The sequence below is a fragment of the Variovorax guangxiensis genome, assembly GCF_003952165.1.
GTDB classification, from domain to species: Bacteria; Pseudomonadota; Gammaproteobacteria; order Burkholderiales; family Burkholderiaceae_C; genus Variovorax; species Variovorax guangxiensis.
Window position 1 is genome coordinate 143,439 of sequence record NZ_RXFT01000002.1, and the last position, 11,942, is coordinate 155,380.

The following is an 11,942-nucleotide window of genomic DNA, read 5'->3' on the forward strand; positions in this document are numbered from 1 at the left end:
ATGAGTGCGCGCGAACCCTCCGATCTGCTGAGCCTGGTTCCCCCGGAGGTGCAGCGCACCGCCGTGGTCCTGCTGCATGGTTTATGCAGCACGCCTGACGAGTTGCTGACCGTGCAGTCCGCACTGCGCAGCCGGGGCTATCCGGTCCATCCGCTGTCGATCGAGGGTTACTCGTTCGACGCCAGCGCGCCGATGCAGCGCGCGGCGCCGTACGAACGCTGGCTCGACGCGATCCAGGCACAGGTGAAGTCGCTGCGCGAGCGGCACGACCGCGTGATGCTGGTCGGCATCTCGGCGGGCTCCTCGCTGGCACTGGGCGCGGCCATCCGCTGCGGCAGCGACGTCGATGCGCTGGTGCTCATGTCGACCACGCTGCGCTTCGACGGCTGGGCCATTCCGCGCACGCAGTTCCTGCTGCCGCTGGCCTTCTACACGCCGCTGGGCAGGCTCTGGCAATACCGCGAGCGCCCGCCCTATGGCGTGAAGAACGAGCGCGTGCGTGCCTGGATCGAGCGCGAACTGCGCCACCGCAAGATCTCGCGTGCAGGCAGCTCGGTCATCGGCGTGGGCCACCTGCGCGAGCACGACAGGCTCATCCGCCATGTGCGCCGCAACCTGCACGGCGTGCAGTGCGGCAACGTGCTGGCGCTGCACGCCCAGCAGGACGAGGTGGCCAGCGTGGCCAACCTGGGCATCCTCGCGCGCGGCCTGCGCTGCCGCGCGTTCCGTGCCGTCGTGGTCGCCAACAGCTACCACATGATCACCATCGACAACGATCGTCAACAGGTCGTGAGCGAAACAGTGTCATTCGTCGACGCGGTGGCGCATGGCACGATGCCCGAGCATACGCTGTACGCCTGACAACTTCGACCACGTCCGAAAGGAAAGCATTTCCATGTCTTCTTCCGATCTCTCCTCGCCCACCTTCAACAGCATCGCGGCGATCCTGCAGACCGACTTCCGCGTCGACCCCGCAGCCATCTCGCCCGCCACCGCGCTGACCGACCTCGGCCTCGACTCGCTCGCGCTGATGGAGTTCGTCTTCGCCGTCGAGGACGCTTTCCACCTGCGCATTCCCGAAGAGCGTCTCGACCCGCGCGAAGCCGGCATCACGCTGCAGCGCCTGTGCGAAGTGATCGACGCGGAGAGCGCGGGCGCTGTTGCGGCTCAGCCCGCCGAAGCAACCGCATGAGCAGCGGCGCCGCTCACTCCGTGCTCGCGGCCTCCGCCGCGCGCGCCGCATCCGCACCCGTGCGTGTGAGCGGCATCGGCTTCGTCACGCCCATCGGCCGCACCGTGGAGGCCTTCGACGAGGCCCTGTTCACGGGGCGCTCTGCCGTGCGCGCGCAGACGCTGGAGATCAAGGGCATGGACCCGATGACGCTGGCTGTCGCGGCCTGCGACTTCGACTCGAACGGCGTACGCAGCACCTCCCGCCTGCCACTGGACCGCGGCACCGCCATGGCACTGGCCGCCGCGCAGGACGCCGCCGGCGAAGCGAAGATCGACCTCGACAGCATCGACCGCGACCGTCTCGGCATCTTCTGGGGCAGCGGGCTCGCGGGCGCCGGCACCTTCGACAACACCACCAGCACGCTCTACGGCGAACAGCGCCGCATGCGCCCGACCACCGTGCTCACCGTGATGCCCAACGCCGCCGTGGCCGAGCTCGCCCTGCACTTCGGCGCGCGCGGCTCTGCCATCGCCTACGCCTGTGCCTGCGCCTCCTCGGCCGTGGCCATCGGCGAGGCGATGCGCGCCATTCGCGGCGGCTGGATCGACGTCGCCATCGTCGGCGGCCACGACGCCATGCTCACGCCCGGCGTGATGGCCAGCTGGCACGCCATGCGCGTGATGGCGCCGCCGCCGGCGGATGCGCCTTCGACCGCCTGCCGCCCCTTCTCGGGCGACCGCGCGGGCTTCGCCATCGGCGAAGGCGCGGCCGCGCTGGTGCTCGAATCCGAGGCGCATGCCGCTGCGCGCGGCGCCGAAGCCGCGCCCTTCGTGCTCGCGGGCTACGCCACCAACTGCGATGGCACGCACATCACCAACCCCGACACCGCGGGCCAGGTGCGCGTGATGCGCGCCGCGCTGCGCGACGCGGGCATCGAGCCTTCCGAGATCGGCCACATCAACGCGCACGGTACGGCCACCTCGGCCGGCGATGCAGCCGAGGCCGCATCGATCCGCGAAGTGTTCGGCAACACCGTGCCGGTGAGCGCGACCAAGGCCATCCACGGCCACGTACTCGGCGGCGGCGGTGCGATCGAGCTCGTCGCGACGCTGCGCGCGCTGGCACGCGAAGCACTGCCGCCCATCGCCAATCTGCAGACGCCCGACGCCGCCTTCGATCTCGACTTCGTGCAAGGCGAGACTCGCGAGGCCAAGGGCATGCGTTACGCACTGTCCAATTCCTTCGCTTTTGGCGGCACCAACGCCGTCATCGTGGCTGGCCGCGCGTCCGATCGCTGAAGATTCACTGAACGCTTCCTGAAAAATCGCGCGGTGCACCGGCTGGTTGTTTTCGTCGTGCCGGTGTTCGCGCTGCTCATGGCGTGCGAGTTCGCATGGGGCTGGCTGAAGCGGCGCAACACCTACCGCTTCGGCGACACCATCGGCAGCCTGAGCCAGGGGCTGCTGAGCCAGGCGCTCTCGGTGTGCACGCAGCTCTTCCAGATCGGCCTCTACGCACTGGTCTATCCGCTGGTCGCCATCTGGACACGCGCCGCCTTCTGGTACAGCGCCATGGGCTGGATCGCTGCGGTGCTGCTGTTCGACTTCTTCGACTACTGGCTGCATCGCGCGGGGCACGAGTCGGCCGTCTTCTGGGCCGCGCACTCCGTGCACCACCAGAGCCAGCACTTCAACTTCTCCACCGCGCTGCGGCAGGAAAGCACGGTGGCATTCCTCGGCTGGGCCTTCTACCTGCCGATGGCGGTGATCGGCGTGCCGCCGGAGCAGTTCGGGCTCGCGGGGCTGATCGTGCTGGTCTACCAGTTCTGGATCCACACCGAGCACATCGGCAAGCTGGGCTGGTTCGACCGCGTGTTCTCCTCACCTTCGAACCACCGCGTGCATCACGCGGTGAACGACCAGTACATCGACCGCAACTACGGCGGCATGCTCGTGGTGTGGGACCGCATGTTCGGCACGTTCGCCGAAGAGACCGAACGCTGCGTCTACGGCACGCGCAAGGCGCTCGCGAGCTTCGACCCGATGCGCGCCATTCTCGGGCCCTACATGCCGCTGCTGCGCGATGCCTGGCACGCGAAGCGCTGGCGAGACAAGGTCGCCGTGTGGTTCAAGCCGCCGGGCTGGCGGCCGGCCGACGTGGCGGCGCGCTTTCCGGAACCCGCGTTCTCGCTGGAAGAAGCCATGCACATCCACGCCCCCGTGCTCACGCGTCCACAGGTCGCGTCGGCCGCCCTCCACTTCGCATGCTGGGTCGGCGTGACGCTGGCCTTTCTCTGGCGCGCGGACGATCTCGCCTTCCACACCGGGCTGACGCTTCTTGCACTCTCGGTCGGCGGCTTCTGGTCCATCGGCGCAGTGCTCGATTCGCGGCTGCGGCTGCGATGGGCGTGGTGCGCGCAGGCGGCGCTTCTGGCCATCTCGGCGGTACTGCTCTTCGGCTGACCGCCACGCATGCGCCGCCCGCTATGCTCGGCGCCTTCACCGTTGCGGGGCACCCATCATGCGCAGGCTGGCCACTTCCGAAGACATCGACACCGTCTTCGCCCTCTACATGCACGAGAAGGTCGTGCCCTACCTGGGCTACGACCCGATGCCGCTGGAAGACTTCAGGCCGATCTACCGGCAGCTGCTCGATGGTGGCGACTTCTTCGTCTACGAACGCGACGGCCGCATCGCCGGCTTCTACCGGGCCTCGCGCTACCCGGGCCGTGTGCGGCATGTGGCCAGCCTCGGCACGCTGGCTGTAAACCCCGCACTGCATGGCCAGGGCATCGCGCTGGCGATGGTCACGGATGCAATCGAGCGGCTGAAAGCGGACGGCGTCAGGCGCATCGAGCTCATCGTGGAAAGCGACAACGCACCGGCGCTGCGCTTCTACGAAAAGCTCGGCTTCGAACGCGAAGGCACGCTGCGCAAGTTCTACAAGCGCGCCACGGATGCACAGGCCATCGACGACCACATCATGGCGCTGCTGCTCGACTGAGCGGCAGGCGCAACAGGCTCAGGGCTTCCAGCGCCGCAGCAGCAGCGCATTCGCCATCACGCTCACGCTCGACAGCGCCATCGCCGCGCCGGCCACCACCGGGCTCAGCAGGCCGAAGGCGGCGAGCGGAATGCCGGCGACGTTGTAGGCGAAGGCCCAGAACAGGTTCTGCCTGATCTTCGCCACCGTGCGGCCCGAAAGCTCGAAGGCCTGCGCGACCAGCGCGAGATCGCCACGCATGAGCGTGATGCCGGCTGCTTCCATCGCCACGTCGGTGCCGCCGCCCGAAGGCGCCATCGCGATGCCGACATCGGCCGCTGCCAGTGCGGGTGCATCGTTGGCGCCATCGCCGACCATCGCGACGACATGTCCGTTGCTCCTGAGCGCGGCGACCTGCGCGGCCTTGTCTGCAGGCAGCACATCGGCGCGCACATCCTCGGCCGCGATGCCCAGCCGTGCAGCCATGGCCTGCGCCGCGCGCAGGTTGTCGCCCGAGATCATCACCACCCGCAGGCCGCGCGCCCGCAACGTGCGGATGGCTTCGGCGGCCTGTGGCTTGGGCTCGTCGGCGAAGGCGAGCAGGGCCTGCACCTGCGCGGCACCGGCTTCGTCGAAGCGCAGCAGCGCGGAAACCGTCGCGCCTTGCGATTGCAGGCGCTCCACTTCTTCGGCATTTGGCATCGCATCGAGCTCAAGGCACCAGCGCAGGCTGGCGATGGCCCATTGGACGCCCTCGACTTCGCCGCGCACGCCACGGCCCGGCGAAGCCTGCATCGCACCCAGCGCTGGCACCTGCAGGTTGCGCTGCGCGGCGGCCGACAGCACGGCCTTGGCCAGCGGATGCTCGCTGCCGCCTTGCAGGCTGGCGGCGGTGGCCAGCAACTGGTCTTGCGAGGCCGAGGCGCCGGCCACGGGCATCAGCGCGGTGAGCACCGGACGGCCGATGGTCAGCGTGCCGGTCTTGTCGAAGGCGACTGTATCGACGCGGTGGGCGATCTCCAGGGCACGCGCATCCTTGATCAGAACGCCATGCCGAGCCGCCACGCCGGTGCCCGCCATCACAGCCACGGGCGTTGCAAGGCCCAGCGCACATGGACAGGCGATGACGAGCACCGCCACCGCATGGATCAGCGCGGTCTCGATGCCGGCACCCGCCAGCATCCAGCCCGCGAAGGTGGCCAGCGCGATCAGCAGCACCACCGGCACGAACACGGCGGCGACCTTGTCCACCAGCCGCTGGATGGGTGCCTTCGCAGCCTGCGCGTCCTCGACCAGGCGGATGATGCGCGCCAGCACGCTCTCGGCGCCGACCGCGCTCACCTCGACGACCATGCGGCCGTCGCCGTTCACCGCGCCACCGGTCAGCGCATCGCCCGGGCCCTTGGCCACTGGCAGCGGCTCACCGGTGAGCATCGATTCGTCGACCTCGGAATGTCCTTCAACCACCTTCGCGTCGGCCGGTACGCGCTCGCCGGGACGCACCGCGAGACGGTCGCCCACCATCACCTCGGCCAGCGGCACGTCGCTTTCCTTGCCGCGCACATCGAGCAGGTGCGCCACCTCGGGCCGCAGCTGCTGCAGCGCACGGATCGCGGACGTGGCCTGGCGCTTGGCGCGCGCCTCCAGCCACTTGCCGAGCAGAACCAGCGTGATCACCACCGCCGAAGCCTCGAAGTACAGGTGCGGCACCATGCCGTGGCCCGCATGCTCGCCGGTGGTCGCACGCCACCAGAGCCATAGCGAAAGCCCGAAGGCCGCGCTGGTGCCAAGTGCGACCAGCAGATCCATGTTGCCGGTGCGCGCCTTCACCGCATGCCAGCCCGCGCGATAGAAGCGCGCGCCCAGCCAGAACTGCACCGGCGTCGCGAGCAGCAGTTGCACCCACGGCGGCAGCATCCAGTCGAGCCCGATGAGGTCGCCCAGCATCGGCGCCATCAGCGGAATCGACAGCGCAAGGCCGATGGCGACCGGGGCGAAGCCGGCCCAGGGCGACAGCGTTGCTTCGTCCGCGGCCTCGCTCGCCGCCCGAGGCTCGTAACCGGCGGCGCGCACGGCGCGGCGCAGCCGGACATCCATGTCATCGTCGCCGGACGTCACCACGCGGGCCGATTCGGTCGCGAGATTCACGCTCACGTCCTGCACGCCGGGCACGCTCTTCAAGGCACGCTCGACGCGCATGACGCAGGAGGCGCAGGTCATCCCGCCGACTGACAGGTCGAGCGTGGCGGTACCGGGGGTTTGCTGGAGCTGAAGTTTTTCCATGTGCCGAGGCTAAAGCCTCACACCATGTCAAGGTCAAGCGGAAAAATTCAGAGCCCCTGCGCTGGACATTGACATCGTGAGAGGGTTCAAACTGCGGGTTTCCCGGTCGTCAGGCCGGCCACTTCTCTTTACCAGCTACTTTCAAGGAGCAACACGATGAGCCAGAAATTCCAGGTCACGGGCATGAGCTGCGGCCACTGCGCGAACGCAGTGCAGAACGCGGTGCAAACGGTGGATCCCGAAGCGCAGGTCACGGTCGATCTGGAAACGGGCCATGTCGACGTGCTGAGCGAGCAGCCGCGCAAGGACATCGTGGCCGCGATCGAGAACGCGGGGTACGCGGTTCAATGACGATGCAGGTTTCCATCGGCGAAGCCGCGCAGCGCTCGGGCGTGTCGGCCCGCATGGTCCGCCACTACGAGAGCCTGGGCCTGCTGCCGGCGGTGGCGCGCACCGAAAGCGGCTATCGCCAGTACGGCGAGGCCGACATCCACACGCTGCGCTTCATCAAGCGCTCGCGCGACCTCGGCTTCTCGATGGAGGAAATCGCCGAATTGGTCGGGCTGTGGAACAACCGGCGCCGCGCCAGCTCGAGCGTGAAGCGCATCGCCGAGAAGCACCTTGGCGAACTGGAGCAGCGCATCGCCGACATGCAGTCCATGCGCAGCACGCTGGCGCACCTGGTGCACTGCTGCCACGGGGACGCGCGCCCCGAATGCCCGATCCTCGACGACCTGGCGAACTAGGTACTCCCCCAGGCTTCGCGCACTTCGTGTCGCTTCGCCTACCCCCTCGCCGGGGGCAACACCGGTGGCCCGGCAAAGCCGGTTCCACGGTGTTCCTGGAATTGCTCGTTCAAGCGCCGCGGACCAGCGAGAGCACCTTGCCCGCATCCAGCGTGCGGGCCTTTTCCTGGATCGCCGGCAGGTACTGCGTCTGCAGGCTCTGCCCTTCCTTCACCACGCCCGAGAACGCGTCCTTCAGCATCTGCGCCGAGAGCGTGCGGCCGCCAGCGTAATAGCGTTTTGCCACGTGCCCCAGCGCGTAGGTCGACGCGAAGCTCATCCCCGAGCTCACCGCCTGGTTGCCGAGGCCGCGCAGCAGGCCGCCGCCGACCTTGCCAAGCAAGCCGCCGAGCAGCTTGCGCCCGGCCTGCTCCAGGTACTGCGAGGTAAGGCCAACGCCGACGGTCGCGAGGAAATCCTTGATGTGTCCGCTGTCCAGCTGGTAGCCGTAGGCCTGGCCGATGCGGTAGACCAGCTTCATCTGCAGCGGAATGATCGCCATGGTCGATAGCGTCTCGGGCAGCAGCTCGAGCGCGCCGTTGAGGATGGAGGCGTTGAGGATCGACTTGTCCAGCTCCGCCGTGTCGGGACTCTTCGGCGCTGCAGGCACCGATGCGGCCGCCGCGGTGGCGGCCACCGGCACCGCGGCGATTTCTTCCGCCTGCTGCGAGAACGCGGCCGCCGAGGCGTCCAGGCCCAGCGAGGTGCGCACGTCCGCCAGGAACATCCGCTCCGCCTCCGACTGCGTGCCGTCCGCGTCGCAGACGCACACCGCCATTTCGTAGGCGAGCTGCCTCGCTTCCGGACTCTTGAGCTCGCCCGCCACAGACGCCAGCGACACCCGCTTCATCAGCACGTCCTGGTAGAGCGTCGGCAGGTTGAGCCCGTCGGCCTGCGACAGGCCTTCCGCGATGCGCTTGATCTCGGCGCGCTCGCGCTCGTGCTTCTCGCCGTCCACGAAGGCGGCCAGCAGGCTCAGGGTAACGATCGACTTTGTTTCAGAAGGTGTCATGTTCGATATTTCCGCAATTTCAATGATCCGGTGGGGTCGTGGCTGCGGTCCGGAGGTTCCGTCGGACGTTCTCCCCACAAACCTTGGGCAACTCTGTGGATAACGTCGGCACTTCTGTGTAGGGGTCTTGCAAGTTATTGATTTCAAATGGAAATCTACGGTTTGCACAAATTTTCAGCAATGAATTTCTCCGGGCGAAAACCGTCTTTCGCAGATTTCTGAAGTGCCGTCAAAGGACAAGTCTGGGGACATTTCTTGAACAAGGCATGGTTTATCCACAGGCCCGAAGGGTTACCCAATGTTGTCCATGTCGCGGGTACAAACCGGAAGCGCGGCTGCGCACAGTGACAGCGGCATGACAAGTGCTTGTCGCATAACGAAAAAAGCGGCATGTCCACAGAGGGAGGCGACCCTTATCTACTACTACTAATTTGAATAAGAAAAACAAGAAGACAAGAAGAGGAAAAGCCGCGCCCGAAAAAAACGCCGCGAATGGCCGCGCCGGTCCCGGAAGCCGGGGGCGAACCGGCCCTCCCGGCCGGTCCTCCCCTCGGTAACATCCGTGGATGAGCTTCAAACCCCGGATCCTGATCGCCGAAGACGAGTCGGGCATCGCCGACACGCTGCAATACGTCCTGAAAAGCGACGGATTCATCCCTGTCTGGTGCGCCACGGCCGAGGAAGCGATTGCCCAGTTCGCGCAGGAACCACCGGCGCTGGCCATCCTGGACATCGGACTGCCCGACCTCAACGGTTTCGAGCTCTTCAAGCGCCTGCAGGCGCTCAACCAGTCCATGGGAGGACCGGAGGTGCCCATGGTGTTCCTCACGGCCCGCAGCGACGAAATAGACCGCGTGGTGGGCCTCGAACTGGGCGCCGACGACTACATCGCCAAGCCCTTTTCTCCAAGGGAGCTGGTCGCGCGCGTGCGGACCATCCTGCGACGCAGTGCCAGGAGCGGCTCAGGAGCCCCCCAAGGCGCCGCGGGCACGAATCACGTGGGGGGGCATCAAACTTCCGCGAACGGCGCTCCTGCGGGCTCCCAGGCCCCCGTATCGCCCTTCGCACTGGATACCGAGCGCATGCAGATCCGCTACTACGGCCGGCTGCTCGAACTCTCGCGCTATGAATACGGCCTGCTGAGACTCCTGGTGCAGCGCCCCGGCCGCGTCTTCACGCGCGATGAAATGCTCGAACTCGTCTGGGACGACTCCAGCGACAGCTTCGACCGAACCGTCGACGCCCACATCAAGACCCTGCGCGCCAAGCTCAAGGCGATCGCGCCGGAAGTGGAGCCGATCCGCACGCTGCGCGGCACCGGCTACGCGCTGAACGAAGAACTGCCCGCCAAGGCGTCGTGACACGGCGCACGCGCATCTTCATCGGGATCCTGCTGATCTACACGGCGGGCATCGCCTTCCTTCTCTATCGCGTCGTCTCCGACATCGATCCCCGCTATCGCGAATCCGCCGAGGAATCGCTGGTAGAAACCTCGCAGCTCGTGGCCAGCCTGGTCGAGCAGGACGTGATCGCCGGCGCCATCAACACCGCGCGGCTGGAGCCTTTGTTCCGCACCGTCTACGCGCGCGAGTTCTCGGCGCAGATCTACAACCTGCACAAGAGCCGCGTCGAATTGCGCGTGTATGTCACCGACCGCAACGGCCGCGTCATGTTCGACTCGCTCGGCAGGCATCTCGGCGCCGACTATTCGAAGTGGAGCGACGTGAGCCGCACGCTCGCCGGCCTTTACGGCGCGCGCACGTCGCGCGACGTCGACGGCGATCCGCGCACCTCGGTCATGTACGTGGGCGCGCCGATCCGCTGGAACAACGAGATCGTCGGCATGGTCAGCGTCGGCAAGCCGGTGCAAAGCTTCGGCCAGTTCGTGGAAGACGCGCGCGGGCGCACCATCTGGGTCGGCGTGGGTTCGGCGCTCGCGCTGCTGCTGCTCACCTTGATCGTCTCGGTCTGGCTGGTGCGGCCCTTCGGCCTGATCCGCGACTACTGGACCTGGGTGCGCGCCCAGCGCAGCCTGAGCCTTTCACGCATGGTGAGGCGCGCTATCGACGGCGTGCGCACAGGTTTCAGCGAAATGCGCGACGCACTCACCGGCCGCAACTACGTGGCCGACTACGTCCAGACCTTCACGCACGAAGTGAAGAGCCCGCTCTCCGCCATCCGCGGCGCGGCCGAGCTGCTGCAGGAACCGTCGATGCCGCACGCCGAGCGCGAACGGTTCCTGAAGAACATCGAGCGCGAGACCCAACGCATCCAGGAAATCGTCGACCGCATGATGGAACTTACCGCGCTGGAGACGCGGCGCGCGCTCGACCGCACGGAGCCGGTGTCGCTCGCCGCGCTGATCGAAGACATCGCCGCGAGCGCGCAGCCTGCGGCCGCGAAGCGCAACATCAGGCTGCTCGTGAACATCCGCAACGAAGCCCGCACCGAGGGCGACCCCTTCCTGCTGCGCCGCGCCATCAGCAACCTGCTCGACAACGCCATCGACTTCTCGCCGCTGGACAGCGAGGTGCTGCTCACCCTCGAAACCACTTCCAAGCTGGCCCGCGTGAGCGTGCGCGACCATGGCCCCGGCATTCCGGATTACGCGCAGGAAAAAGTCTTCGAGAAGTTCTATTCGCTCGCCAGGCCGCACAGCCAGAAGAAGAGCACCGGGCTGGGCCTTGCCTTCGTCAAGGAGATCGCGGCCTTGCACCACGGCCGCATCGACCTGGGCAACGCATCGCGCGGCGGGGCGGTGGCTACGCTGACGTTGCCGTTGTCGTCATCGCATCACTGAGCGGATTTCGACAAGCTCGGGGCGCGGCGGCAGCGAATCCGGCTGGCGCAGATCCCATGCCATGCCGCAGCGCTCGAACAACCTGAGCATCCACCAGCCCGGATCCCATTCGCCGGGCGCGAGTCCCAGCCGAGCCGAGCCCGGATAGGCATGGTGGTTGTTGTGCCAGCTCTCGCCCATGGTCAACAGCGAAGTCCATGGGATGTTGCGTCCCTGTACGGCGGCACCGCGCACCTCGTAATTCATCTCGCCCTGGTTGTGCGCGAACCAGCCGATCAGCCAATGGCCCAGCACGCCGGCAGTGACGCGTGCGCATACGCCCCAGAAGACGAAAGCCCATCCGCCCCAGAGATAAAAGAGCAAGGCGACAGGCAGTTGCTGCAGCATCCAGGTTCTTTCGAGCCAGTGCAGCAAGCGGTCGTTCGCGACGAGAGGCTCGATCCGGATGTCGGGCGGATGCGAGAGATGCAGCTCGCAGTGAAGCTGCCACCAGGCATCCGTCCAGAAACCGCGGCCGTGCCTCAGGTAGTCGTGACAGACCGACAGACGTTGCGCGTAGTCGCGCAACTCGTGCTGGCGAAGAATTCCCAGAGGGCCCGCAAGGCCGACCAGCACGCCGCAATAGATCAACGTGCAGCGCAGCCATCGGGGGCATTGGAAGCTGTGATGAATCAGCTGGCGATGGCTGCCCAGCGAGTGGCCGAACAACAGCACGAACGCGGTGCTGGCGACGAAAAGCGCGAATGCATCCCACCGGAAAAAGAAAAAACCGCCAACCAGTGCGGCAGCGGCCATGCCCGAGAACCAGAGCGACTTGACCGGTGCGTACAGAACTTCGCCTTGGCAGACGAAATCGCCCTGTCCCGCGTGAACCCGATGGTGATCGAGACCGGTGGACTGCATTGC

Annotated in this window: 12 protein-coding genes; 9 read left to right on the forward strand and 3 right to left on the reverse strand. The window is 66.9% G+C overall.

The features are described from left to right. The 5 genes from EJP67_RS06380 to EJP67_RS06400 are packed head-to-tail and all read left to right on the forward strand — an operon-like array spanning position 1 to position 4,177. A complete protein-coding gene (locus tag EJP67_RS06380) occupies positions 1 to 861 on the forward strand; it encodes an alpha/beta hydrolase (protein WP_126020744.1) in 861 nt (286 codons plus the stop codon). A gap of 34 nt (positions 862 to 895) precedes the next feature. Continuing rightward, positions 896 to 1,192: a phosphopantetheine-binding protein gene (locus tag EJP67_RS06385; RefSeq protein ID WP_126020746.1), complete on the forward strand. Its 297-nt coding sequence runs from the start codon at positions 896 to 898 to the stop codon at positions 1,190 to 1,192. Continuing rightward, positions 1,189 to 2,472: a beta-ketoacyl-[acyl-carrier-protein] synthase family protein gene (locus tag EJP67_RS06390; RefSeq protein WP_126020748.1), complete on the forward strand. Its 1,284-nt coding sequence runs from the start codon at positions 1,189 to 1,191 to the stop codon at positions 2,470 to 2,472. Before EJP67_RS06385 ends, EJP67_RS06390 begins: the two co-directional genes overlap by 4 nt. A gap of 33 nt (positions 2,473 to 2,505) precedes the next feature. Beyond that, positions 2,506 to 3,636, forward strand: coding sequence for a sterol desaturase family protein (locus tag EJP67_RS06395; RefSeq protein WP_126020750.1), 1,131 nt, complete (start codon positions 2,506 to 2,508; stop codon positions 3,634 to 3,636). 58 nt (positions 3,637 to 3,694) lie between these two features. Continuing rightward, on the forward strand, positions 3,695 to 4,177 hold the full coding sequence (locus tag EJP67_RS06400) for a GNAT family N-acetyltransferase (protein WP_206169461.1): 483 nt from the start codon (positions 3,695 to 3,697) through the stop codon (positions 4,175 to 4,177). Positions 4,178 to 4,195: 18 nt separating this feature from the next. On the opposite strand, the gene EJP67_RS06405 is transcribed toward EJP67_RS06400, so the two are convergent. Continuing rightward, the gene (locus EJP67_RS06405) at positions 4,196 to 6,439 is read right to left on the reverse strand and encodes a heavy metal translocating P-type ATPase (RefSeq protein ID WP_126020752.1); all 2,244 of its coding nucleotides are present in this window, start codon (positions 6,437 to 6,439) and stop codon (positions 4,196 to 4,198) included. A gap of 156 nt (positions 6,440 to 6,595) precedes the next feature. Between EJP67_RS06405 and EJP67_RS06410 the strand changes: the two genes are divergently transcribed. Continuing rightward, entirely contained in the window at positions 6,596 to 6,790 is a 195-nt protein-coding gene (locus tag EJP67_RS06410) for a heavy-metal-associated domain-containing protein (protein ID WP_126020754.1), read from the forward strand. After that, positions 6,787 to 7,185, forward strand: a complete 399-nt coding sequence (gene cueR, locus EJP67_RS06415; protein WP_126020756.1) for a Cu(I)-responsive transcriptional regulator — start codon at positions 6,787 to 6,789, stop codon at positions 7,183 to 7,185. The genes EJP67_RS06410 and cueR overlap by 4 nt, the downstream gene beginning before the upstream one ends. 109 nt (positions 7,186 to 7,294) lie before the next feature. Here the strand turns inward: cueR and EJP67_RS06425 are convergent, their stop codons facing one another. After that, complete coding sequence (locus tag EJP67_RS06425; RefSeq protein ID WP_126020758.1) at positions 7,295 to 8,236, reverse strand: YcjF family protein; 942 nt, start codon at positions 8,234 to 8,236, stop codon at positions 7,295 to 7,297. A gap of 566 nt (positions 8,237 to 8,802) precedes the next feature. Here EJP67_RS06425 and creB point away from each other — a divergent pair. Both creB and creC read left to right on the forward strand, forming a co-directional pair. After that, entirely contained in the window at positions 8,803 to 9,597 is a 795-nt protein-coding gene (creB, locus tag EJP67_RS06430) for a two-component system response regulator CreB (protein WP_126020760.1), read from the forward strand. After that, the gene (gene creC / locus EJP67_RS06435; RefSeq protein ID WP_126020762.1) at positions 9,594 to 11,036 is read left to right on the forward strand and encodes a two-component system sensor histidine kinase CreC; all 1,443 of its coding nucleotides are present in this window, start codon (positions 9,594 to 9,596) and stop codon (positions 11,034 to 11,036) included. The genes creB and creC overlap by 4 nt, the downstream gene beginning before the upstream one ends. Here creC and EJP67_RS06440 read toward each other — a convergent pair. Then, entirely contained in the window at positions 11,022 to 11,939 is a 918-nt protein-coding gene (locus tag EJP67_RS06440) for an acyl-CoA desaturase (protein ID WP_126020764.1), read from the reverse strand. The genes creC and EJP67_RS06440 overlap by 15 nt on opposite strands. Between the last annotated feature and the right edge of the window lie 3 nt (positions 11,940 to 11,942).

Excerpts from the sequence above, each read along its gene's own strand:
- EJP67_RS06380 (WP_126020744.1), top strand. The coding sequence starts at position 1 with ATGAGTGCGCGCGAACCCTCCGATCTGCTGAGCCTGGTTCCCCCGGAG.
- EJP67_RS06385 (WP_126020746.1), top strand. The coding sequence starts at position 896 with ATGTCTTCTTCCGATCTCTCCTCGCCCACCTTCAACAGCATCGCGGCG.
- EJP67_RS06390 (WP_126020748.1), top strand. The coding sequence starts at position 1,189 with ATGAGCAGCGGCGCCGCTCACTCCGTGCTCGCGGCCTCCGCCGCGCGC.
- EJP67_RS06400 (WP_206169461.1), top strand. The coding sequence starts at position 3,695 with ATGCGCAGGCTGGCCACTTCCGAAGACATCGACACCGTCTTCGCCCTC.
- EJP67_RS06405 (WP_126020752.1), bottom strand. The coding sequence starts at position 6,439 with ATGGAAAAACTTCAGCTCCAGCAAACCCCCGGTACCGCCACGCTCGAC.
- EJP67_RS06410 (WP_126020754.1), top strand. The coding sequence starts at position 6,596 with ATGAGCCAGAAATTCCAGGTCACGGGCATGAGCTGCGGCCACTGCGCG.
- cueR (WP_126020756.1), top strand. The coding sequence starts at position 6,787 with ATGACGATGCAGGTTTCCATCGGCGAAGCCGCGCAGCGCTCGGGCGTG.
- EJP67_RS06425 (WP_126020758.1), bottom strand. The coding sequence starts at position 8,236 with ATGACACCTTCTGAAACAAAGTCGATCGTTACCCTGAGCCTGCTGGCC.
- creB (WP_126020760.1), top strand. The coding sequence starts at position 8,803 with ATGAGCTTCAAACCCCGGATCCTGATCGCCGAAGACGAGTCGGGCATC.
- EJP67_RS06440 (WP_126020764.1), bottom strand. The coding sequence starts at position 11,939 with ATGCAGTCCACCGGTCTCGATCACCATCGGGTTCACGCGGGACAGGGC.